Raw genomic sequence first — 21128 nt, forward strand, 5'->3', positions numbered from 1 at the left:
GAGACATCATGAGTAAGGTACTCGAGCTAGACCAGATCAAAGCGGCTGGCACCGCTCGCACCAAAGAGGAAGCAATCGCTGAAGCGGCAGAAATCCTCATTGCTGCCGGTGCGGTAACGCCCGAGTACCTTGGCTTCATGAAGGCCCGTGAAGAGTTGACGTCAACCTTCATGGGTAACTTCCTGGCCATTCCGCACGGCACGAACGAGGGCAAGGACACGATCTTGTCGTCTGCGCTCTCGTTCGTGCGGTACGCGGATCCCATTGAATGGGACGGCAACGAGGTTCGCTTCGTTGTCGGAATCGCAGGCAAAGAAGGTGGCCACATGGACACTCTCGCTGCGGTTGCCACAATCTTCAGCGACAACGATGAAGTTCAGAAGCTGATCGACGCATCAACGGAAGAAGAACTTCTCTCCCTGCTGGCGGAATTGAATAACGCATGAAGGCCGTACATTTCGGTGCCGGCAACATTGGTCGGGGCTTTGTCGGACTGATCCTGCACAAGGCGGGTTATGAGATCGTATTCGCGGATGTCGCGGCAGAACTCATCGACACCCTCGCGGCCGCAGACAACTACCAGGTCCACGAAGTTGGAGCACAACCCCACACGTGGACCGTGGACAACTTCCGCGCACTTAATAGCGCGAGCAATGAAGCTGGCGTGATTGAAGAGATCGCCACCGCCGACATGGTTACGACCGCTGTCGGCCCCAACATCCTAAAATTTGTGGCGCCGTTGATCGCTAAGGCGATCAAGGCGCGCGCTGACAACCTCCCGCCATTGCAGGTGCTGGCGTGTGAGAACGCGCTCTACGCGACAAACAATTTGCGAGCCGAAATCGCTATAGCGGTAGATACCGAGACCTTGGCGGCAAAGGCGATCTTTGCCAACACGGCCGTTGACCGCATTGTGCCTGCCCAAGACTCCGCGGCGGGGCTCGACGTCACGGTTGAAGACTTCTTCGAGTGGGCCATCGAGAGCGGACCTTTCGGTGACAACGTGCCCGAGATTGCGGATGTGCACTTCGTCGCTGACCTTGAGCCTTACATTGAGCGCAAGCTCTTTACGGTGAACACCGGCCACGCGACGCTGGCCTACCACGGCCAGCTTCAGGGGGCAAAGACTCTGGCTGACGCGATGGCGATCACTGACGTCGCGGCCGAAGTTGATGCTGTTCTCGCCGAGACAAGCGCGATGCTTATCGCTAAGCACGGCTTCGATGCCGCTGATCACGCGTCCTACGTGAGCACCTGCATCCGTCGCTTCAGCAACCCCCATCTGCCCGACACTCCTGAGCGAGTGGGCCGCAGCCCGTTGCGCAAGCTTTCACGCGACGAACGCTTCATAAGCCCGGCGGTAGAGCTGGCGTCATCGGGCACCCAGCCCAGCGCCCTGTTGCGCGCGGTGGGCGCTGCGCTTCAATTTGATGTGGCCGAAGACCCCGAGAGCGTGCGGATGCTCGAATTGCGCTCCTCGCTGTCGGCCGAAGATTTCGTGAGCCAGGTTATGGGCTTGAGCGTTGGCGAAGTGTTGTATGCCGATGCTGTCGAAACAGTGAAGGCGCAATCTTAGCCCCAGCTTGGTGAAACGCCCGGGATTAGCGTAGGCTTGATCTTTGGTGTTTCAGGCCGATTTTTTCGTGCCTAGGTTTTCTCGAAAGCCACTCACCACAATCCACGCAGACCAGCGAACTCCACTTATAGCGACGAAGAGGCTATGGCCAAAAAAGACGGTGTCATTGAGATTGAAGGAGCAGTAGTTGAAGCTCTGCCCAACGCGATGTTTCGTGTTGAGTTGAGTAACGGCCACGTAGTGCTCGCTCATATCTCCGGCAAAATGCGACAGAACTACATTCGAATCCTTCCGGAAGACCGTGTGGTTGTCGAGTTGAGCCCGTATGACCTGACTCGCGGCCGCATCACCTACCGATACAAGTAGAGATCGCTCGAAAGTAACGTCCACTTCTCCTTTGCGGGATTAGTGGAACGAAGACAGCGATTCACAAGGAAAAATCATGAAGGTTAACCCCAGCGTCAAGCCCATGTGCGACCACTGCCGCGTTATTCGCCGCAACGGACGCGTCATGGTCATCTGCAAGTCGAACCCGCGTCACAAGCAACGCCAGGGCTAAGGTTCCGCGAGCAGATCGCACAGCGGTATGGGGTGGGGCGAGCAATCGCCACACACCAGCACACACAACTGAATACACAGAACTAGCAACACCAGATCCATCACTCGCGCAAGCGAAGGGCGGGGACACCACCGGTTGGAGGCCGGTGCACAGGTGCTGCTACAGACCTCCACTCACTAACAGGAGAAGCCACTATGGCACGTCTAGCCGGCGTCGACATCCCACGCGACAAGCGTGTAGAGGTCGCACTGACTTACATTTACGGTGTTGGCCGCACGAGGGCACTCAAAACCCTCGCCGACACACAAATCAGCGGAGAAATTCGCGTTCACGATCTGACCGATGACCAGCTCATCGTGCTTCGTGACTACATCGAAGGAAACTTCCAAGTAGAAGGTGACCTCCGCCGTGAGGTCGCAGCAGACATTCGCCGCAAGGTTGAAATCGGCAGCTACCAGGGTATCCGTCACCGCAAGGGACTGCCCGTTCACGGACAGCGCACGAAGACCAACGCTCGTACCCGCAAGGGCCCGAAGCGCACCGTAGCCGGCAAGAAGAAGGCCCGATAGACCCTGGGTTCACTCCCAGCGTCGTCGCCATCCAAGTTTTAGGAGAAAACAATGGCAGCACCAAAATCGGCCGCTCGTAAGCCGCGTCGTAAAGAAAAGAAGAATATTGCTGTGGGCCAAGCTCACATCAAGTCAACGTTCAACAACACCATCGTGACCATCACCGACCCCACCGGCGCAGTTCTTGCCTGGTCGTCGTCAGGTGTCGTCGGCTTCAAGGGTTCGCGCAAGTCGACTCCTTACGCCGCACAGATGTCTGCTGAGTCGGCTGCACGCCAGGCTCAGGAGCACGGTGTCAAGAAGGTAGACGTTTTCGTCAAGGGACCGGGTTCGGGTCGCGAAACTGCGATTCGTTCGCTGCAGGCCGCTGGCCTCGAAGTGGGTTCGATCAACGACGTAACACCGCAGACGCACAACGGTTGCCGTCCGCCCAAGCGTCGTCGCGTTTAGTTTTACGCCGTACTAACAGCAACTTGTTAGTGCTGGCGTCGTGGCGAGGGCCATTCGCGGCCCTCGCTCACAGCTCCAGCGCACAACTCAATAACACGTCGGGCCAGCCACCCGTCGCCCACAAGTGTCATATAGCGGACACTTCGCCGAAAGGAATCACCAGTGCTCATTGCACAGCGTCCCACCCTTGCTGAGGAGAACATCTCCGAATTCCGTTCACGGTTCGTCATCGAGCCGCTTGAGCCCGGTTTCGGTTACACCCTCGGAAACTCAATCCGTCGTACCCTTCTTTCGTCGATCCCCGGAGCAGCTGTAACCAGCATCCGCATCGACGGCGTTCTCCACGAGTTCAGCACCGTCGCCGGTGTAAAAGAAGACGTCACCGAGGTCATCCTCAACATCAAGAACCTCGTTGTTTCCAGCGAGCATGACGAGCCAATCACCGCTTACCTGCGCAAGCAGGGTGCTGGTGAGGTCACCGCCGCTGACATTTCCGCACCTGCCGGTGTAGAGATTCACAACCCCGAGCTCGTCATTGCAACGCTCAACGACAAGGCCAAGTTTGAACTTGAGCTGACGATCGAGCGTGGCCGTGGTTACGTCACCGCAACCCAGAACCGCAGCGAATTCAGCGAAGCCGGCCAAATTCCGGTTGACTCGATTTACTCGCCCGTACTCAAGGTCACCTACCGTGTCGAGGCAACTCGTGCCGGTGAGCGTACCGACTTTGACCGCCTGGTTGTAGATGTCGAAACCAAGTCGGCAATCACGCCTCGTGATGCCATCGCCTCAGCCGGTCGCACGCTGACCGAACTGTTCGGACTCGCACGCGAGCTCAACACGGCAGCCGAGGGTATTGAGATTGGTCCTGCACCGGTTGACGCCGTTCTCTCGACCGAACTCAGCATGCCGATCGAAGACCTTGATCTTTCGGTGCGCAGCTACAACTGCCTCAAGCGCGAAGGCATCAACACTGTAAGTGAACTGGTCGCTCTGTCGGAGACCCAGCTCATGAACATCCGTAACTTCGGTCAGAAGTCGGTTGATGAAGTACGCGACAAGCTCGTTGAGATGGGACTTTCATTGAAAGACAGCGTTCCCGGATTCGACAGCGCGCACTTCTACGGCGGATACGCCGACGACGAGACCAACGCTTGAGCCACTGGCTCGAACCTTTGACACTGGAGAATTAGAAAATGCCTACACCTACTAAGGGCCCGCGTCTCGGCGGTGGACCGGCGCACGAGCGCCACATGCTCGCCAACCTGGCCGCAGCCCTGTTTACTCACAAAAGCATCAAGACGACGGAAATGCGGGCCAAGCGCCTTCGTCCCGTCGCTGAGCGCCTGATCACGTTTGCGAAGAAGGGCGACCTGCACAACCGTCGCCGCGCACTCGGAATCATCGGTGACAAGACGGTCATCCACGAACTGTTCACGGTTATTGCACCGCAGGTCGAGAACCGTGATGGCGGCTACACCCGCATCACGAAGCTCGGCTTCCGTAAGGGTGACAACGCGTCGATGGTTCAGATGGAGCTCGTTCTTGAGCCCGTTACCCCTAAGAAGAAGTCGCCTAAGGCTGCCGCTAAGGCAGAGCCTAAGGCTGCTGCAGAAGAGCCCGCCGCCGAGGAAGCTCCTGCCGAAGAAGTAGCAACCGAAGACGTAGCCGTTGAGGCTCCTGCTGAGGATGCTGCTGCTGAGACTGCAGAAGAGAAGTAACTTTCGTAGTTTGAGATAACCCCGGTTCCGCCTTGTGCGGGCCGGGGTTTTCTTGGTGAAATAGGATTGAATTATGGATCAGACGGCACCCGCCAACCCGGTGAATCAGCCGGGTGTTGAGCCCGATGGTGGCGAGAGTCCCGATCCCCACCGGACCCGTCTGCGACTCGACATTTCCTACGACGGCACCGAGTTCTTCGGGTGGGGAAAGCAGCCGGTGCTCCGCACCGTTCAGGGCACGATTGAAGACGCGCTGAGCGTGATCTTCCGTCGCTTCGGCGTCATCCCAACACTCGTCGTTGCTGGCAGAACGGATGCCGGTGTACACGCTAGCGGCCAGGTTGCCCACCTAGATCTCACCGAGGCCCAGTTGCATAGCCTCGATCGCCCGCGCCGGGGAAACCTTCGTGGCAAGCGGTATGACGGGCCTGCGTCTCTGGCGCGACGGATCAACGGCATCGCGGGGCTCGAGGCCGACATCCACGTGTCGAAGTCTGAGATCGCGGCCGACGGTTTTGATGCCCGCTTTTCGCCACTCTGGCGCCGGTATGAGTATCGGATTGCCGACAACGAGTCGCCTCGCGATCCTCGGTACCGAAACCACACGGTCTGGTACCCCGCAACGCTCGATATCGATGCGATGAACGTGGCGGCGAAAGAACTTCTCGGGCTGCACGATTGGGCGGCATACTGCAAGCCGCGTGAGGGTGCGTCGACGGTAAGATGGCTTGAACATTTCAGCTGGCGACGAAATGAAGAGGGCATTATCGTTGCGGAAGTTCGTGCTGATGCTTTCTGCCACAGCATGGTGCGATCGCTCGTAGGCGCTGGCGTATTCGTGGGCCAGGGCAAGCTGGAGATCTCCCGCCCTGGCGAAATTCGGGATGAACGCTCGAAGGGGAGTGAGTACAAGGTCATGCCGGCCAAGGGCCTCACGCTCGTCGAGGTGGGCTACCCGGCAGATGACGGGCTCGCGGCGCGGGCAGAACTCACGCGCTCCCATCGCGCTCCGATGGACTAACAACAGTGGAGCGTTTGCTGCGTGGCCGAAGTTCGGCTATTGTTGACCCTTGGTGTCTGCACTATAGGGTGCGGCATCCGATCATGAGCCCTCCACCTGAATTGTTTCTTTCTGAAACAACCATCGGAGCGGGATTCACGAACACCTCACTCGATCAATGAAAGCAGCACTATTGTGACGCGTACATATTCGCCCAAGCCCGACGATGTCAAGCGGGAATGGGTCATCATCGACGCCGCCGACATCGTTCTCGGCCGTCTCGCCAGCCACGCAGCAATTCTGCTCCGTGGAAAGCACAAGGCCACCTTTGCTCCTCACATGGACATGGGTGACTTCGTCATCATCATCAACGCTGAGAAGGTCGCCCTCACCGGCTCCAAGCTCGCGAAGAAAAAGGCCTACCGTCACTCCGGTTACCCGGGCGGGCTCACGGCCACCACGTACTCCGAGATGCTGGAGAAGCACCCCACGCGCGCCGTTGAAAAGGCAGTCCGTGGAATGCTCCCGAAGAACTCACTCGGTCGCGCTCAGCTCTCCAAGTTGAAGGTTTACGCAGGCACTGAGCACCCTCACGCTGCTCAGCAGCCAACTCCGTACACCCTCACCCAGGTCGCTCAGTAGCGCCCGCGCTTTACGTAGCCAAGACTTAAGGACTTATTACTGTGGCCAAGATCGAAGATTCAATCACCGAGGGTACTCCCGAGTCGTATACGACTGAATCGGTAGCAACCGAGGCGCCAGCTGCGCCTCGCCCCGTACTCACCGTTCCCGGCGCAGCCGTTGGACGTCGCAAGCAGGCAATCGCCCGCGTTCGCCTCGTTCCCGGTTCAGGTACCATCACGGTCAACGGCCGTGAGCTCGCCGAGTACTTCCCCAACAAGCTTCACCAGCAGCTCATCAATGACCCGTTCAAGGTTCTTGACCTGCTCGGTGGCTACGACGTAGTCGCGCGCATCACCGGCGGCGGCCCTTCGGGTCAGGCTGGCGCGCTGCGTTTGGGCATCTCTCGTTCGCTCAACCTGATCGACGAAGAGAACAACCGCGCGATCCTCAAGAAGCATGGCTTCCTTTCCCGTGACGCTCGCGTCAAGGAGCGTAAGAAGGCTGGACTCAAGAAGGCGCGTAAGGCTCCGCAGTTCTCGAAGCGCTAACCCGCTTCACGCGCTAGCGGCAACGTATGGCACGTCTTTTTGGTACAGATGGCGTTCGCGGACTCGCGAACAGTGATCTTACTGTCGAGCTTGCACTTGGCTTGGCTCAGTCGGCAGCAGTCGTACTGGGCCAGGGGCGAGTTGCTGATGGTCGGCGCGCTTCAGGCCGTCGACCCATTGCCGTAGTCGCACGCGACCCGCGGGTATCCGGTGAGTTCATCTCAGCCGCGGTATCCGCGGGGCTCGCGAGCTCTGGCGTCGATGTTTTCGACGCTGGAGTGATCCCTACTCCCGCAGCGGCGTTCCTCGTTGCCGATTTCAAAGCCGACCTTGGAGTCATGATCTCCGCGTCGCACAACCCCGCCCCCGACAACGGAATTAAGTTTTTCGGTCAGGGCGGCACCAAACTTCCCGATGAGGTCGAAGACCGCATCGAGGCAGCACTCGCGGCGCCTAGCCTCGCTCCTACGGGCGTTGAGGTAGGCCGAATCCGACGGTTCGCCGATGCTGAAGACCGCTACGTCGTGCACCTGTTGTCGACGTTGCCGAACCAACTTGGCGGCATCCACGTGGTTCTTGACTGCGCTCACGGCGCTGCCTCCGGAGTTTCGCCACAGGTATTTACGGATGCCGGAGCCAAAGTCACCGTGATCGGTGCTGATCCCGATGGCATTAACATCAACGACGGCGTTGGATCAACCCATCTCGACAATCTCGCTGCCGCAGTGCTCTCGCACGGCGCCGACATCGGAATCGCTCACGACGGTGATGCCGATCGTTGCCTAGCGGTCGACAAAGACGGCAAGGTCGTTGATGGCGATCAAATCATGGCGATTCTGGCCGTATCGATGGCCGAGCGTGGAGTGCTTCACAACCGCACTCTCGTTGCGACCGTCATGAGCAACCTCGGCCTTCGCCGAGCAATGGCCGAGCACAACATCGAGATGCTTGAGACTAAGGTCGGCGACCGCTACGTGCTTGAAGCACTCGGTGAGCACGGTCTTTCGCTTGGCGGCGAACAATCTGGTCACGTGATCATGACCAAGTTCGCAACCACCGGCGACGGCATCCTCACGGGGTTGCACCTTGTTGCCGAGATGGAGCGAACGGGCAAGACGCTTGCCGAGTTGGCTTCTGTGATGACGGTGTATCCGCAAGTGCTCGAGAACGTGCGTGGCGTTAACCACCACTCGCTCGGTTCAGACACGGTGATCGCCGATGCGGCTGCCGCTGCGGAGGCAGAACTGGGTGATACCGGTCGAGTCTTGCTTCGCGCCTCAGGCACTGAGCCAATGGTTCGCGTGATGGTTGAGGCAGAGCACCAAGAGATCGCACAACAGATGGCCGAACGCCTGGCTGTAGTTGTGCGTGCTCAACTCGGCAACTAGACGGTTTTGAACGCCCTCTAGGTCTTGCGCAGCAGCACTTTCGATACCGCGTGATTGGCATCTTTGCGCAAGATCAGTGACGCTCGGGCCCTCGTTGGCAGCACGTTCTGGATGAGGTTTGGCTCGTTGGTGAGCTTCCACACCTGCTGGGCGCGTGCTCGGGCCGCACTCTCGCTGAGGTCAGCGAAGCGGTGAAAGTAGGAGCGCGGGTTGCTGAATGCACCGCGTTGGAGGCGCAGGAAGCGCTCCTCGTACCAGTGCGCAATATCGCTTGTGCGGGCATCCACATAGATGGTGAAGTCGAAGAGGTCGCTGACTGCGAGTTTTTTGCCAGGAGTCGGTGGCTGTAAGACGTTGAGGCCTTCGACGATGAGTACGTCGGGTTTGCGCACGGTTACGCCGGCGTCGGGAATGATGTCGTAGGCGAGGTGTGAGTAGAACGGGGCGCGCACTTCGGGCTCACCGGCCTTGATCTTGCTAACGAAGCGCAGGAGTGCGCGGCGGTCGTAGCTTTCGGGGAAACCTTTTCGTTCGAGGATGCCGCGGCGTTCGAGCTCGGCATTGGGGTGCAAGAAGCCGTCGGTGGTGATGAGCTCAACGCGCGGGGTGCCTTCCCAGCGGGAGAGAAGTTCGCGCAGCAGGCGGGCGATTGTGGATTTTCCGACGGCTACGGATCCGGCAACACCGATCACGAATGGCGTGCTGGTGGTGGATGCTCCCAAGAATTGGGTTGTCGCGGCATGCAACCTCTGAGCGTTCTCCGCATAGAGATTGAGTAGTCGGCTCAGCGGGAGGTAGACCTCTGAGACCTCAGTGACGTCGAGTTCGTCGCCGAGCCCGCGGAGCTCTACAAGTTCCGTTTGAGTGAGCGGAACCTCCATTTTTGGCGCGAGTTCGCTCCAATCGCTCCGATCGATTTCAAGAAAGGGAGAGATTTGACCGTGTGCGGAGCCGTTTTCATGCATCGGGTTCATCCTATCTGCGCACAGATACTCAGCTTGGGCATCTAAACTCGGTTCTATGTGTGGAATTGTGGGTTACGTCGGTAACAACAAAAGCCTTGAGGTTCTCCTCGGCGGTCTTAAGCGTCTCGAGTACCGGGGTTACGACTCTGCCGGTGTCGCCATTATTGACGAAGCCGGCACGCTGGGAACGCGCAAGCGTGCCGGCAAGCTTCAGATGCTTCTGGATGACCTAGCCGAGGCTCCTCTCGGCAACGGTGCCACGGGCATCGGTCACACCCGTTGGGCCACCCACGGTGGACCAACCGATGTGAACGCACACCCGCACTTGAGCCGCGACTCCAAGCTTGCTCTCATTCACAACGGCATCATCGAGAACTTCTCTGAGCTGAAGAATGAACTGTTGGCTGAGGGCGCTACGTTTGCGAGCGAGACTGACACCGAGGTGGCAGCACTTCTGGTCGGTCGCGAGTACGAAAAGACTGGCGACCTAACTCAGGCGTTGCGTGGCGTTGTTGCTCGCCTCGAGGGAGCATTCACTCTTCTCGCTGTGCACGAAGACCAGCCCGGGGTTGTTGTCGGCGCTCGCCGCAACTCACCTCTCGTGATTGGCTTGGGCGATGGCGAAAACTTCTTGGGTTCAGACGTCGCCGCGTTCGTTGAGTTCACGCGTCGAGCTGTTGCTATTGGCCAGGACCAGATCGTCACGATCCGTCCTGACTCTGTGGTTGTCACCGACTTCGATGGCAATGCCGTTGAGGTCGAGGAATTCGATATCGCTTGGGATGCCTCTGCGTCTGACAAGGGCGGTTGGTCGAGTTTCATGGCTAAGGAAATCAGCGAAGAGCCGGATGCTGTAGCTAACACGATCCTTGGCCGCGTTCAGGATGGCCTCGTCAAGCTCTCAGAGTTTGAGCCGCTCGGCGATGACGTTATTGCGAACATCGACCGCATTGTTGTTATTGCGTGCGGAACCGCGGCTTACGCGGGGATGCTCGGCAAGTACGCCATCGAGGCGTGGGCTCGCGTTCCGGTTGACGTTGAGTTGGCGCACGAGTTCCGCTACCGCAACCCGATTCTCACTGAGCGCACGCTTGTGATCTCGATCAGCCAGTCCGGCGAGACCATGGACACGCTGATGGCTGTGAAATTCGCTAGCGAATCCGGCGCGAAAGTTGTCTCGGTGTGCAACACGCACGGCGCAACGATTCCCCGCGAGTCAGACGCTGTTGTGTACACGCACGCTGGACCCGAGGTTGCTGTGGCATCCACAAAGGCATTCGTGGCTCAGGTGACCGCGCTCTACCTGATTGGTCTCCACATTGCCGGCGTGCGTGGCACGCTCAGCGATGAGGAGATTCGCGAGAACGTTGCCGAGTTGCAAGCCGTTCCCGACAAGATCTCTGAGGTGCTTGTGGCCTCGCAGTCGATCAAGCAGCTGGCGCGCTGGATGACGGACACCCAGTCGGTGCTCTTCCTCGGTCGCCACGTCGGTTACCCCATCGCTCTGGAGGGCGCGCTCAAGCTCAAGGAGCTCGCGTACATTCACGCTGAGGGCTTTGCTGCCGGCGAGCTGAAGCACGGCCCCATCGCGCTCATTGAGCCCGGCCAGGTTGTCTTCGTTATTGTGCCAAGCCCGCGTGACCCCAACTCGTTGCACAAGAAGGTTGTCTCCAATATTCAGGAGATTCGTGCCCGTGGCGCTCGCGTTATCGCGATCGCTGAGAAGGGCGACGCCGCTGTGCTGCCGTTCGCGGATGAGGTCATCCCGATTCCGTTGGCTGGTTCGTTCTTCGAGCCGCTTCTTGCGGTCATCCCGCTGCACATTTTTGGTATGGAACTTTCGGCAGCGAAGGGACTCGACGTCGACCAGCCTCGCAACCTCGCGAAGTCTGTCACCGTCGAATAGGCCTCACCGTGATTGTGGGGATCGGTGTGGATGTCGTCGACATCGCCCGCTTCGAACGTGCTTTGCAGCGCACGCCGACCCTCACATCGCGCTTGTTCTCTGAGAGCGAACAGCTGAAGGATGGTGTGGTCAGGCCGTTGCGGTCGCTCGCTGGCCGGTTTGCCGCCAAAGAGGCGCTCATCAAAGCTTTGGGAGACTCGAGTGGTGTCACGTGGCACGACATGAGGGTCGTATCTGACGCGCTCGGCAATCCCGCGTTCGAGCTGCTCAACTCCACGAAAACCATTGCTGAACGCCGGGGAATTACCTCGGTGCACCTCTCGATGAGCCATGATGCTGGCATTGCGATTGCCTATGTTGTTGCGGAGGCACATCATGACTGAACTTCGCCTCGCAACGATCAGCACGGGCGCAATCAGCCACAACGTTGAAACCTTGCGAGCCCTCGTCGCGCCCGCACAGGTCATGGCGGTCGTAAAGGCGAACGGTTACGGACACGGCGCCCTCGAAAGCGCACGGGCGGCGCTCGCTGGTGGCGCAGACTGGCTTGGCGTCGCCGACCTCACCGAGGCGTTTGCGCTGCGAAATGCAGGCATTGACGCTCCGCTTTTGGCGTGGTTGCACCAGCCGGGGGCAGCATTCAGCGAAGCGGTGCGCGCGAAAGTAGAGCTCGGCATCAGCAACATCGCGCAGCTCACGGAAGTTGCCGCGGCATCCGGAACCGCGTGCGTGCACCTCAAAGTCGACACGGGCTTGCACCGCAACGGAGCCGCTCTCGGCGACTGGCAGCAGTTCTTCGAGGCCGCTGTTGAGCACGAACTGGCCGGCCGTCTGCGGGTGCGAGGAATCTGGAGCCACCTTGCCAACGCGGGTGATGAGCACGATGCCAAGCAGATCGAACAGTTTGCGGCAGCTATTGCGATGGCAGAGTCGGTAGGGCTGCGGCCAGAATTCCGTCACTTGGCTGCCTCAGAGGGAGCAATCAAGCATCCAGACGCCCGGTTCAATTTGGTGCGGCTCGGAATCAGCACTTATGGTCTGGCCCCTTCCGACGATGTGGATGCTGCGGCTCTCGGGCTGGTGCCTGCGATGACCTTGAGCGCGCCCGTCATCTCGGTCAAGCGCGCTTCGGCGGGTGAGGGTGTTTCGTACGGGTTCGACTTTCACTGCGAGACCGATACGACTCTGGCTCTCGTTCCCCTGGGCTACGGCGATGGCGTTCCACGTCAGGCCTCCAACCGCGGGCCTGTTTCGATCAACGGAGTGACCGGTCGCATTGCTGGCCGGGTTGCGATGGATCAGATCGTGGTCGACATGGGCGATGTTCCCGTGGCAGTCGGAGACCGCGCAGTGCTCTTCGGCGACTCGTCGAGCGCTTCGGATCTCTCGAATTCGTCGGGCGCCTCGAACTTTTCGAACAGCGCAACCGCCTCGATGTCGGTGCCGAGCGCCGACAACTGGGCTGCAGCGGCCGGCACCATCAACTACGAGATTGTGACGCGCATCGGGCAGCGCGTAGTGCGCAGGTACGAACCGTGACCACACTGGTGATCGATTCCCCCGAGCGGATGGCTGAACTCGGGGCTGTGATCGCCGGGCAGCTCAGCGCCGGCGACCTCGTTTTACTCAATGGCGAGCTCGGTGCTGGCAAGACCACCCTCACTCGAGCGATCGGCGAAACCCTTGGCATTCGGGGCACAGTCACGAGCCCAACTTTTGTGCTCGCGCGCACGCATCCGAGGCTCGAAGCGCCGACACTGACACTGACACTGACACCGACACTGACACCGACACTGACACCGACGCCGACACTGACGCCGACACTGACACCGACGCCGACACCGACGTCGGGATCGACGTTCGCTTCGGCATCCGCGCCGGTATCGACACCCGGGTCCAGCCTGGCGCCCCTCGTGCACGTCGACGCGTATCGCTTGGGCAGCGCTGTTGAGCTCGACGATCTCGACATCGACTTTGAGGCATCCATTGTTGTGGTCGAATGGGGCGCAGGGTTACTTGACGGGGTCAGCGAGTCATGGTTGAACGTCGACATTGTGCGACCAACAGGTGCACGGGGCGAGGCGGGCACTGGCGGTGAGAACGCGGCTGCCGACGACTTCGCCGAAGAATCAGTGGAACCGCGCACGGTCACGGTTACCGGTTGTGGCCCCAAGTGGGCAGACATGGGGTGGCTCGATGTTCTTAGCGATTGATACGTCGGCAGGAACAAGTGTCGCCATCGTTGATGCGCTTGGCGTCGTGCACGCCGAGTGCGACTCTGCAGACACCCGCAAGCATGCCGAAGTTGTTGGCGACTTCATCTACACGTGCCTCGCTGAGGCTGGGCTGGCGGTAGCCGATCTCACCGGTGTTGTCGCTGGTATGGGCCCGGGACCCTTCACCGGACTGCGCGTTGGAATCGTTGCCGCACGCGCTTTCGCCTTCGGTGCTGGCCTGCCGCTATATCCGGTCGTCACCCACGACGCCATTGCCCTCGGCGAAACCGGACCAACCCTGATCGCCACCGACGCTCGGCGCAAAGAGTTCTATTGGTCGACCTACACGGGAATGGATGATGCGGGGCTGCCTATCCGCGACGCTGGCCCCGCGCTGTCTCCCGCCGCCGAACTCCCCACCCACGTGCCGAATTACGACCACTACGCGCTGCGGGAAGCCGCAATCGTACACGCCGCGAATTTGGCCAGGCTCGCGCACATCCTGAAAGCCAACGGACGCGAATTCGCGGGCGAAGAAGCCCTCTACCTGCGCTCGCCAGACATCAGCCTCTCCGCAGGACCGAAACGAGTAACCGCATGAGCTGGCAACTGCGCCGCGCCACCCCAAGCGATCTTGACGCCATCATGGTGATCGAGTCGAGCGAGTTCGCCAATGATGCTTGGTCGAGCGACATGATGGCAGCGGAGATCGTCGACAACCACGGTTATTACTTGGTCGCGCATCCGGTGGGGGAGCCAACGCAGGTGAAAGCCTATGCAGGATTGCGTGCTCCGTTCCGTTCGGGGCAGGCCGATATCCAAACCATTGCTGTTGCACCGGATGCTCGACGCCACGGTATTGGGCGTGCGCTGATGCACGCGCTCATGGTTGAGGCTCGCGATCGGGGGGCTGGCGAGCTCTTCTTGGAGGTGCGCGATGACAATCCGGCCGCGCAACGCCTCTATGAATCGCTCGGTTTTGAGCACATCGCTGTGCGTCCGAACTATTACCAGCCCGATGGTGTGGATGCGATTGTGATGCGCCTCACCATTCCCGAACCGAAACTCTCTCCGGCGGTGGGCGCATGAGCCAGCTCGCGGGCGAGACCCAGGCCGGAGCGGCGCGTCAGGCAGCTCGGGCGCGTCAGGTAGCACCGTCTAACCGGGAAGCACCGTCGAGCCGCAGCGTGCCCGAGAACACCACAGCGCCTCTCGTGCTGGGGATTGAAACGAGTTGTGACGAAACAGGGATCGGCATTGTTCGTGGCAGCCGATTGCTCGCTAACGTCATCTCGTCGTCGATGGACGAGCACGCCCGCTATGGCGGGGTGGTTCCGGAGGTTGCGGCACGGGCCCACCTTGAGGCGATGCAGCCGGCGCTCGTGCAGGCGCTCGCCGATGCGGGCGTAGAGCTTCACGAGATCGATGCGATTGCGGTCACGAGTGGTCCAGGACTTGCTGGTGCGCTCATGGTGGGTGTTGCCGCTGCGAAGGCGCTCGCCGTCGCGACCGACAAGCCGCTCTATGCCGTCAATCATCTTGTCGGCCACGTCGGCGCCGACGTGTTGCGCGATGACGGAACCGAGATCGATCTTCCGACAATCGCGCTGCTCGTGTCTGGCGGGCATACTTCGCTGCTGCACGTGCGTGATCTGGTTTCTGATGTCGAACTGCTCGGCGAAACAATTGACGATGCTGCGGGTGAAGCTTTCGACAAGGTTGCTCGGCTGCTCGGATTGCCCTACCCCGGCGGGCCACAGATAGACCGGGTCGCTGCAGGGGGAGACCCTCGGGCCATCCGATTCCCCCGAGGGCTTAGCAAGGCCAAAGACATGGAACGGCACCGCTACGACTTCTCGTTCTCCGGGCTAAAGACTGCAGTTGCGCGTTGGGTTGAGCGCGAGCAAGACGCCGGAACAGACTTTTCGATTGCGGATGTCGCGGCCAGCTTCCGTGAGGCAGTCGTCGACATCCTGCTGACCAAGGCTGTCGCGGCGTGTGTTGATCGCGGCGTACCTCGATTGCTGCTGGGCGGCGGAGTCGTGGCAAACGCCCGCGTGCGCGAGCTCGCACAGGAGCGGTGCGATGCTGCGGGCATCCAGTTGAGAATCCCGCCGTTGTCGTTGTGCACCGACAACGGTGCGATGATCGCCGCACTGGGCGCCCAATTGGTGATGGCCGGTAAACAACCGTCGACGCTCAGCTTTAGTGCGGACTCCACCCTCCCTGTCACCCAAATACAGGCGTAGAAACGGATCGGGCGCCAGACGGGGCGCATTGACAGCGTTCTCTCAGGCTGAGAATATGGTGGCGCCGCTATCGGTTTCATCTACTAAGGAGCACTCCGCCATGTCAGAACCCACGCCTTACGCCTCGACGCCAACGGGCGCGCCGGTTGCCAAGTGGAACGTACTCTCGATCGTTTCGCTCGTGACGTCGATCCTGTGGCTTAGCCTCATCGGTATTGTCACCGGCCACATTGCGCTCAGCCAGATCAAAAAGACCGGTGAACAGGGCAATGTGCTCGCCATAATCGGTCTCGTGCTCGGCTACCTCGGTTTGCTGGGGGCCATCATTGTCGCATTCCTCGTCATTGGTTCCTTGGCGGTCGGCTCGTCCATCACCGGCTATTGAGAACTTCGCTCTAGAGAAAGGGGCCGCACTTCCGTGCGGGCCTTTTTTGTTGAGTTGCGCTTGCTAAAGTATGCGAATGGCTACAAACAACTCAGACGACTCAACCTCGTCGATCCCCAATCCCGCTATTCCGGCGGTATCAAGCGCCCCCAAGGCGAAGGCGACTCCGTCAGCTAAGAAGCCTGCGGCCAAGAAGCCGACCTCCGCAGAGTCCGCAGCTAAGTCGACACCTGCTGCGAAGACCAGCCCGGCAAAGGCTACGGCCACACAGGCCGCCCCCGTGAAGTCGGCAGCACCAAAGGTGGCGCCAAAGAGCGCTGCAGAACACGCCAATACGGCAGTGGCTGCTGCACTGACGAAGCCCTATGCCGCAGCGTCAGCAAGCGCCGCCGACTCGAGCTCGACGAGTGCGACAACAGCACCCGCCGTAACTGGTGCCCCCAGCGCACCGGCGGCCACCTCAGTGCCCCCTGCGCCCCCTGTGCCGCCTGTTGCGACTAAGGCAACTCCGGCAGCATCGAACGACCCATACTCCGCACCGAGCGGCACCCCGATCGCCGGCTACGAGGGTGCGTCAACTCCGGGCCAGGCACCGTTCACGCCGGTTCCGGCTGGTCCCGCACAGGGACTCTCGATCGCCTCAATGGTTACCGGAATCTCGGGCATCCTGCTGTCGTTCGTCTTCTTCGGTTTCTTGCCCGGTTTGGCCGCAGTTGTTATGGGGCACATGGCGCAGAAGAAGCAGCCGCACGGGCGTCCGTTCTGGCTCACTGGTCTCATCACCGGCTATATCAGCGTCGCAATTGGCCTGATCACCGGGATCTTTGTGATCGGCGCTTTCCTTCTGTTTACAGCCGGCTTAAGCCAGCTAGACAACAGCTACTTCGGGTACTAACTAGCTTCCCGTGCTTAGCGGTTAGGCGTCACGCGCTGTGCAAGCAGCGCCCGGCGTTTGCCCGCAACGCGCGTCAGAATAAGTGTTGCGCTGTTCTCGCCTTTGAGCGAGAGCGATGTTCGAAAAGTCGCGGGGTCGATATCAACCCCGCGCTTTTTGATTTCCAGGGTGCCGATTTTGCGCGCAGCGAGTTCTTTTTTCAGCGACCGCTTGTCGAGGGGAAAGTCGGCCACTATCTCGAAGCACGTAGCGAAGGGCGAGGCTGCAGCGGTATCCGCGCTGAAGTAGGCGATCGAGGTATCGAGCATCCGGCCGTTCAACTGCCGGGCGAGGTCGCCAATGAGGCGTGCGCGGATGACGGCGCCGTCAGGTTCGAACAGGTACTGACCGAGTTCCCCAGCGGCTTCGTCCGCGCTGTCGGTGGCTGCCGTCATCTCGGCGGTGCCGTGTTCTCCGATCACGAGCGCTGCGCGCCGGATGCCGGGGCGGGCAACTGCGCCAAACCAGAGTCCGAGTTCGACGACTTCGCGCCCGACGGACACCCATTGGGCTTCGGCGCTGTCGGGGATTAGAGCGCGGTCGACACCTGGGCCGAGCTTGATTCCGGTGGGGTAGCGCTCGGCTAGGCCGAACGCGAAGTCGAGTGACGGTGTCCAGTCGGCGGGGTTGGTGAGGCGAACGCGGGCGTCTCGCCGTGCTGGATCAAGGTAGATGCCATCGATGCCGGTGAGGTCTGCGGATTCCGCATCGCCGTGTACGACTTGTGCGTTGCTCCACGGCGCTAGGTTGTAGCTCGCGATCGCTGCGGTGGTTTCATCGCGTTCTACCGCGGTGACGTTGAGGTCGAGGCCTGCGATGGCGAGCGCATCAGCTCCGATGCCGCAGCCGAGATCGGCGACCCACTTCACCCCGGCGGCGCTAAAACGGCCTGCGTGCAGAGAGGCAACGGAGAGTCGGGTTGCTTGTTCGAGGCCGGCTTCGGTGAAGAGCATCCGCTCTGCAAATGGACCAAACTTGCTTGCGGCTTTTGCGCGCAGTTTTGACTGACTGAGTACTGCTGCAACGAGTCCGGCGCTGTGGCCGGCCTTGCGGAGTTCGGCGACGGTTCGCACGATTTCGTCGTTCGATTGCCAGACCGGAAGTGAGTCAAGCAGGCGAAGGCCCTCGGTCGAAAGCAGCTCTCGCAATTCGCTCTGATTCATTCTCTAACCGTATCCGCATCCGTATTGGCACTCACGTTGATCGAGTGCCAACCAAGCCGTATAGTTGATCTGGCACTCCTACAGGGAGTGTGCCAACCCAAGAACTTTAGAAAGAGGTCCCACGTGTCGGTGTCCATTAAGCCGCTCGAAGATCGCATTGTTATCAAGCAGGTCGATGCAGAACAGACCACCGCGTCTGGGCTCGTCATTCCTGACACTGCGAAAGAGAAGCCCCAAGAGGGCGAAGTAGTCGCCGTAGGTCCCGGTCGCATCGATGACAACGGAAACCGCGTGCCTCTCGATATCGCCGTAGGTGACAAGGTCATCTACTCCAAGTATGGCGGAACCGAAGTGAAGTACGGCGGAGACGACCTGCTCGTTCTGTCGGCTCGCGACGTGCTCGCTGTGGTTGTTCGCTAACGCGACTACCTAAATCCTCGCCGAACGTCACTGTTCGGCTACACGAAAGCCCAAGGCTCCGGCCTTGGGCTTTCGTATTGTCTGGATGTCATAGGGAGCCCCAGCGCAGCCCTAAGCTTTAGTGGTGACCACGACTTCTCACGCAACTGATCGCGTATCGCCGAGCGGCCTCGGGTTCGCAGTATCCGCCTACGTTTTGTGGGGCGCGATGCCGATCGTGTTCTTCTCTCTCAAAGAGTCGGGCGCGATTGAAATCGTGGCCTGGCGCATCGTCTTGTCGCTCGTTTTTTGTGCGGCTCTTCTGCTGGTCACCCGCGGCTATGTGCGCGTTTTGGTCATCATCCGTGACCGCAAGACTTTCTGGAGCCTCGGTCTTGCCGGAGTGCTTGTCGTCATCAACTGGCTGATCTACGTGTACGCCAGCCTCAATGGTCACATTGTGGAAGCGTCATTGGGCTACTTCACCAACCCGATCGTCACGGTGTTGCTCGGCGTGATCATTCTGCGCGAACGGTTGCGTCCGCTGCAATGGGTTGCCCTCGGCATAAGCGCTCTTGCCGTGCTCGTTCTTGCCATCGGCTACGGCAGTTTTCCGTGGATCGCGTTGGGTCTGGCCTTCAGCTTTGGTCTTTACGGTCTCGTGAAAAAGAGCGTCGGGCCAAAAGCGGATGCGTTGGGCGGCCTAGCGGTCGAGACAGCATTCTTGACGCCCATTGCGATTGTTGTTCTGCTCGTGTTGAGCGCAAACGGCACTCTCTCGGTGGGCTCTGTCAGCACCGGTCACACGGTATTGACTTTGTTCTTGGGCGCGATCACGGCGATTCCGCTGATCCTGTTCGCCGCAGCAGCCCGCCGTCTGCCTCTCACCTACATGGGACTTGCGCAGTACTTGGCGCCCATCTTGCAGTTGGTCGTCGGTGTCTTCGTTTTCCATGAGGCGATGCCGCCAGAACGCTGGTTGGGCTTCGCAATTGTGTGGGTGGCGCTGGCAATCCTCACCTTCGATCTCTTCCGTCACTCTTCTCGCATTCGGCTAGGTTCGCCATCGGACGCTCCGGGGGCACCGTAGTATTCCTGTGAAGGTGCGTGATCGCCCGAAGATCGCGGCTCCGAGAGAGGTAAGTCAATGACGAGCTTTCGCGCGACTCGACGTCTGATCGTTGCGGCATCAGTTGTCGTAGTAGCCCTTGCGGCGTGCAGTTCGCCTGCCCCGACAGCCACACCGGTTTTCACTCCTGCGGCATCGCCTACTCCGACTCCGGTCGTGACTCCTGCTGGTGACGGTGTGCTGCGAGTGGGCACTATCTTTCCGACGAGCGGTATGTTCTCATTCTTGGCTGCTGCTCAAACTGCCGGTGTGGCGGCGGCGGTCAAGGAGATCAATGCTGCCGGTGGAGTGAACGGCGAACCGGTCACGGTAGTGAGCGTTGACTCTGGTGAGGCAAAGACCACCAAGCTGGAAACGTCGTTCAAAACGTTGGTGTCGAAGAAGGTGGATGTGGTTATTGGGCCATCGTCGTCGGCTCTCGCTCAGCGCGCTATCCCGTTGGCAATCGATGCCAAAATTCCCGTCATCTCTCCTGCGGCAACGTTCTCCGCACTCACTGATGTTTTTGACGACGGATACTTCTTCCGCACGATTCCCGCCTATGACCAGCAGGGGCATGCCCTAGCGGAGGAACTCGCTGGTGGGGACACCACGCAGCGCATTGCCTACGTTTATGTTGCCGACGATGAGGGCACAGCCCTACACGACACTTTCGTCACGGCGCTCGCGGATTACGACAGCGAGCTTGTCGCAGATGAAGCCTTTTCCAGCTCGACTACCAACTTTGATTCGATCATTGCCAGCCTCAAAAAGGCGCAACCTGATGTTGTCGTCGTCGGGTCGACGTATGGCTCGGTCAAGGCGACAAAGGCTGCAATTGGCAAGATCGTGGCTGCAGGCTACAAGGGTTCGAAGTTGTGGCTCACCTCTCTCAACACTGGCGACTATTCGCAATCGTTTAAGAATGGCACCCTGAAGGGCGTGCGAGGAGTGATTGAAGGCGCGCAGCCATCGAAGGCCTTCATCGCGACTCTCAAGGCGAGCAATTCGAAGCTGACCAGCTACCGCTATGCGATGGAGGCCTATGACGCCACGATGCTGGCTGCTCTCGCCGCGATCGTCGCGCAAGACGATGCGGGGGAGGCGATTGCGGGTTCCCTTTATGACGTCTCCAAAGGTGGCGTGAAATGCCTGAGTTTCACTGAGTGCCGTGAAGTGCTGAAAACTAGCAACGATATTGACTATGACGGCGTTTCCGGAACGGTGAACTTCACGCCAGGCGGCGATATTGAGCCCGGATACTGGGGTTATTACACCTACGACGGCGAGAACAAATTCGTTTTTAAGAGCGGATCTGTCGTCGGCTAAAACGAGTGCCGCCCGTATTGGGGGCACTCGTTCGGCGAC

Annotated in this window: 26 protein-coding genes; 24 read left to right on the forward strand and 2 right to left on the reverse strand. The window is 59.9% G+C overall.

The genetic code is table 11. The features are described 5' to 3' along the window. Positions 1 to 8: 8 nt before the first annotated feature. From ABD112_RS01735 to glmM, 12 genes are all read left to right on the forward strand, one after another. A complete protein-coding gene (locus ABD112_RS01735) occupies positions 9 to 446 on the forward strand; it encodes a PTS mannitol transporter subunit IIA (RefSeq protein WP_343922633.1) in 438 nt (145 codons plus the stop codon). Continuing rightward, entirely contained in the window at positions 443 to 1576 is a 1134-nt protein-coding gene (locus ABD112_RS01740; RefSeq protein ID WP_343922635.1) for a mannitol-1-phosphate 5-dehydrogenase, read from the forward strand. The genes ABD112_RS01735 and ABD112_RS01740 overlap by 4 nt, the downstream gene beginning before the upstream one ends. A 144-nt stretch (positions 1577 to 1720) precedes the next feature. Further along, positions 1721 to 1942 carry a translation initiation factor IF-1 gene (infA, locus tag ABD112_RS01745; protein WP_009773103.1) on the forward strand — a complete coding sequence of 74 codons (222 nt, stop codon included), beginning with the start codon at positions 1721 to 1723 and terminating at the stop codon, positions 1940 to 1942. 76 nt (positions 1943 to 2018) lie between these two features. Then, the gene (gene rpmJ, locus ABD112_RS01750) at positions 2019 to 2135 is read left to right on the forward strand and encodes a 50S ribosomal protein L36 (RefSeq protein ID WP_009773102.1); all 117 of its coding nucleotides are present in this window, start codon (positions 2019 to 2021) and stop codon (positions 2133 to 2135) included. A 194-nt stretch (positions 2136 to 2329) separates the two neighbouring features. Next, positions 2330 to 2704 (forward strand): 30S ribosomal protein S13, encoded by a 375-nt coding sequence (gene rpsM / locus ABD112_RS01755; protein ID WP_141990764.1) that lies wholly within the window; start codon positions 2330 to 2332, stop codon positions 2702 to 2704. 51 nt (positions 2705 to 2755) lie between these two features. Further along, a complete protein-coding gene (rpsK, locus tag ABD112_RS01760; protein WP_197106438.1) occupies positions 2756 to 3154 on the forward strand; it encodes a 30S ribosomal protein S11 in 399 nt (132 codons plus the stop codon). 162 nt (positions 3155 to 3316) lie between these two features. Then, complete coding sequence (locus tag ABD112_RS01765) at positions 3317 to 4312, forward strand: DNA-directed RNA polymerase subunit alpha (RefSeq protein ID WP_219950252.1); 996 nt, start codon at positions 3317 to 3319, stop codon at positions 4310 to 4312. A 38-nt stretch (positions 4313 to 4350) separates the two neighbouring features. Continuing rightward, positions 4351 to 4875: a 50S ribosomal protein L17 gene (gene rplQ, locus ABD112_RS01770; protein WP_343922641.1), complete on the forward strand. Its 525-nt coding sequence runs from the start codon at positions 4351 to 4353 to the stop codon at positions 4873 to 4875. Between the two features lie 73 nt (positions 4876 to 4948). Next, the gene (locus ABD112_RS01775; protein ID WP_343922642.1) at positions 4949 to 5896 is read left to right on the forward strand and encodes a tRNA pseudouridine synthase A; all 948 of its coding nucleotides are present in this window, start codon (positions 4949 to 4951) and stop codon (positions 5894 to 5896) included. Positions 5897 to 6070: 174 nt separating this feature from the next. Then, the gene (gene rplM, locus ABD112_RS01780) at positions 6071 to 6517 is read left to right on the forward strand and encodes a 50S ribosomal protein L13 (protein WP_343922643.1); all 447 of its coding nucleotides are present in this window, start codon (positions 6071 to 6073) and stop codon (positions 6515 to 6517) included. A gap of 41 nt (positions 6518 to 6558) precedes the next feature. Beyond that, a complete protein-coding gene (rpsI, locus tag ABD112_RS01785) occupies positions 6559 to 7047 on the forward strand; it encodes a 30S ribosomal protein S9 (protein ID WP_343922644.1) in 489 nt (162 codons plus the stop codon). Between the two features lie 26 nt (positions 7048 to 7073). Beyond that, entirely contained in the window at positions 7074 to 8435 is a 1362-nt protein-coding gene (gene glmM / locus ABD112_RS01790) for a phosphoglucosamine mutase (RefSeq protein WP_343922646.1), read from the forward strand. 17 nt (positions 8436 to 8452) lie between these two features. Here the strand turns inward: glmM and coaA are convergent, their stop codons facing one another. Beyond that, a complete protein-coding gene (gene coaA / locus ABD112_RS01795; RefSeq protein WP_343922647.1) occupies positions 8453 to 9400 on the reverse strand; it encodes a type I pantothenate kinase in 948 nt (315 codons plus the stop codon). A gap of 55 nt (positions 9401 to 9455) precedes the next feature. Between coaA and glmS the strand changes: the two genes are divergently transcribed. The 9 genes from glmS (at position 9456) to ABD112_RS01840 (ending at position 17051) form a co-directional block, all read left to right on the forward strand. Next, complete coding sequence (gene glmS, locus ABD112_RS01800) at positions 9456 to 11306, forward strand: glutamine--fructose-6-phosphate transaminase (isomerizing) (protein WP_343922648.1); 1851 nt, start codon at positions 9456 to 9458, stop codon at positions 11304 to 11306. Positions 11307 to 11314: 8 nt separating this feature from the next. Beyond that, on the forward strand, positions 11315 to 11689 hold the full coding sequence (locus ABD112_RS01805; RefSeq protein WP_343922649.1) for a holo-ACP synthase: 375 nt from the start codon (positions 11315 to 11317) through the stop codon (positions 11687 to 11689). Beyond that, the gene (alr, locus tag ABD112_RS01810; RefSeq protein WP_343922651.1) at positions 11682 to 12845 is read left to right on the forward strand and encodes an alanine racemase; all 1164 of its coding nucleotides are present in this window, start codon (positions 11682 to 11684) and stop codon (positions 12843 to 12845) included. Before ABD112_RS01805 ends, alr begins: the two co-directional genes overlap by 8 nt. Beyond that, positions 12842 to 13519, forward strand: coding sequence for a tRNA (adenosine(37)-N6)-threonylcarbamoyltransferase complex ATPase subunit type 1 TsaE (gene tsaE, locus ABD112_RS01815; protein ID WP_343922652.1), 678 nt, complete (start codon positions 12842 to 12844; stop codon positions 13517 to 13519). The genes alr and tsaE overlap by 4 nt, the downstream gene beginning before the upstream one ends. Beyond that, on the forward strand, positions 13503 to 14123 hold the full coding sequence (tsaB, locus tag ABD112_RS01820; protein WP_343922653.1) for a tRNA (adenosine(37)-N6)-threonylcarbamoyltransferase complex dimerization subunit type 1 TsaB: 621 nt from the start codon (positions 13503 to 13505) through the stop codon (positions 14121 to 14123). Before tsaE ends, tsaB begins: the two co-directional genes overlap by 17 nt. After that, positions 14120 to 14611: a ribosomal protein S18-alanine N-acetyltransferase gene (rimI, locus tag ABD112_RS01825; RefSeq protein ID WP_343922654.1), complete on the forward strand. Its 492-nt coding sequence runs from the start codon at positions 14120 to 14122 to the stop codon at positions 14609 to 14611. The genes tsaB and rimI overlap by 4 nt, the downstream gene beginning before the upstream one ends. Before the next feature lie 128 nt (positions 14612 to 14739). Beyond that, on the forward strand, positions 14740 to 15771 hold the full coding sequence (tsaD, locus tag ABD112_RS01830; RefSeq protein ID WP_343922733.1) for a tRNA (adenosine(37)-N6)-threonylcarbamoyltransferase complex transferase subunit TsaD: 1032 nt from the start codon (positions 14740 to 14742) through the stop codon (positions 15769 to 15771). Positions 15772 to 15871: 100 nt separating this feature from the next. Beyond that, positions 15872 to 16156, forward strand: coding sequence for a DUF4190 domain-containing protein (locus ABD112_RS01835; RefSeq protein ID WP_343922656.1), 285 nt, complete (start codon positions 15872 to 15874; stop codon positions 16154 to 16156). Between the two features lie 76 nt (positions 16157 to 16232). Beyond that, complete coding sequence (locus ABD112_RS01840) at positions 16233 to 17051, forward strand: DUF4190 domain-containing protein (protein ID WP_343922658.1); 819 nt, start codon at positions 16233 to 16235, stop codon at positions 17049 to 17051. A 14-nt stretch (positions 17052 to 17065) separates the two neighbouring features. Here ABD112_RS01840 and ABD112_RS01845 read toward each other — a convergent pair whose 3' ends face one another. Then, positions 17066 to 18253: a class I SAM-dependent methyltransferase gene (locus ABD112_RS01845; RefSeq protein WP_343922659.1), complete on the reverse strand. Its 1188-nt coding sequence runs from the start codon at positions 18251 to 18253 to the stop codon at positions 17066 to 17068. Positions 18254 to 18376: 123 nt separating this feature from the next. On the opposite strand from ABD112_RS01845, the gene groES reads away from it, so the two are divergent. The 3 genes from groES (at position 18377) to ABD112_RS01860 (ending at position 21089) form a co-directional block, all read left to right on the forward strand. Then, positions 18377 to 18673 carry a co-chaperone GroES gene (gene groES, locus ABD112_RS01850; protein ID WP_021809375.1) on the forward strand — a complete coding sequence of 99 codons (297 nt, stop codon included), beginning with the start codon at positions 18377 to 18379 and terminating at the stop codon, positions 18671 to 18673. Positions 18674 to 18794: 121 nt separating this feature from the next. Continuing rightward, positions 18795 to 19742, forward strand: a complete 948-nt coding sequence (rarD, locus tag ABD112_RS01855) for an EamA family transporter RarD (RefSeq protein ID WP_343922661.1) — start codon at positions 18795 to 18797, stop codon at positions 19740 to 19742. A gap of 57 nt (positions 19743 to 19799) precedes the next feature. After that, complete coding sequence (locus tag ABD112_RS01860; protein ID WP_343922662.1) at positions 19800 to 21089, forward strand: ABC transporter substrate-binding protein; 1290 nt, start codon at positions 19800 to 19802, stop codon at positions 21087 to 21089. Positions 21090 to 21128: the final 39 nt, after the last annotated feature.

Source organism: Rhodoglobus aureus (assembly GCF_039527955.1).
In the GTDB taxonomy this organism is placed as follows: Bacteria; Actinomycetota; Actinomycetes; order Actinomycetales; family Microbacteriaceae; genus Rhodoglobus; species Rhodoglobus aureus.

What these genes read in the sequence shown, in the direction of transcription:
- ABD112_RS01735 (WP_343922633.1), top strand. Translation starts at nt 9, where the DNA reads ATGAGTAAGGTACTCGAGCTAGACCAGATCAAAGCGGCTGGCACCGCT.
- ABD112_RS01740 (WP_343922635.1), top strand. Translation starts at nt 443, where the DNA reads ATGAAGGCCGTACATTTCGGTGCCGGCAACATTGGTCGGGGCTTTGTC.
- infA (WP_009773103.1), top strand. Translation starts at nt 1,721, where the DNA reads ATGGCCAAAAAAGACGGTGTCATTGAGATTGAAGGAGCAGTAGTTGAA.
- rpmJ (WP_009773102.1), top strand. Translation starts at nt 2,019, where the DNA reads ATGAAGGTTAACCCCAGCGTCAAGCCCATGTGCGACCACTGCCGCGTT.
- rpsM (WP_141990764.1), top strand. Translation starts at nt 2,330, where the DNA reads ATGGCACGTCTAGCCGGCGTCGACATCCCACGCGACAAGCGTGTAGAG.
- rpsK (WP_197106438.1), top strand. Translation starts at nt 2,756, where the DNA reads ATGGCAGCACCAAAATCGGCCGCTCGTAAGCCGCGTCGTAAAGAAAAG.
- rplQ (WP_343922641.1), top strand. Translation starts at nt 4,351, where the DNA reads ATGCCTACACCTACTAAGGGCCCGCGTCTCGGCGGTGGACCGGCGCAC.
- ABD112_RS01775 (WP_343922642.1), top strand. Translation starts at nt 4,949, where the DNA reads ATGGATCAGACGGCACCCGCCAACCCGGTGAATCAGCCGGGTGTTGAG.
- glmM (WP_343922646.1), top strand. Translation starts at nt 7,074, where the DNA reads ATGGCACGTCTTTTTGGTACAGATGGCGTTCGCGGACTCGCGAACAGT.
- coaA (WP_343922647.1), bottom strand. Translation starts at nt 9,400, where the DNA reads ATGCATGAAAACGGCTCCGCACACGGTCAAATCTCTCCCTTTCTTGAA.
- glmS (WP_343922648.1), top strand. Translation starts at nt 9,456, where the DNA reads ATGTGTGGAATTGTGGGTTACGTCGGTAACAACAAAAGCCTTGAGGTT.
- alr (WP_343922651.1), top strand. Translation starts at nt 11,682, where the DNA reads ATGACTGAACTTCGCCTCGCAACGATCAGCACGGGCGCAATCAGCCAC.
- tsaB (WP_343922653.1), top strand. Translation starts at nt 13,503, where the DNA reads ATGTTCTTAGCGATTGATACGTCGGCAGGAACAAGTGTCGCCATCGTT.
- rimI (WP_343922654.1), top strand. Translation starts at nt 14,120, where the DNA reads ATGAGCTGGCAACTGCGCCGCGCCACCCCAAGCGATCTTGACGCCATC.
- ABD112_RS01835 (WP_343922656.1), top strand. Translation starts at nt 15,872, where the DNA reads ATGTCAGAACCCACGCCTTACGCCTCGACGCCAACGGGCGCGCCGGTT.
- ABD112_RS01840 (WP_343922658.1), top strand. Translation starts at nt 16,233, where the DNA reads ATGGCTACAAACAACTCAGACGACTCAACCTCGTCGATCCCCAATCCC.
- ABD112_RS01845 (WP_343922659.1), bottom strand. Translation starts at nt 18,253, where the DNA reads ATGAATCAGAGCGAATTGCGAGAGCTGCTTTCGACCGAGGGCCTTCGC.
- ABD112_RS01860 (WP_343922662.1), top strand. Translation starts at nt 19,800, where the DNA reads ATGACGAGCTTTCGCGCGACTCGACGTCTGATCGTTGCGGCATCAGTT.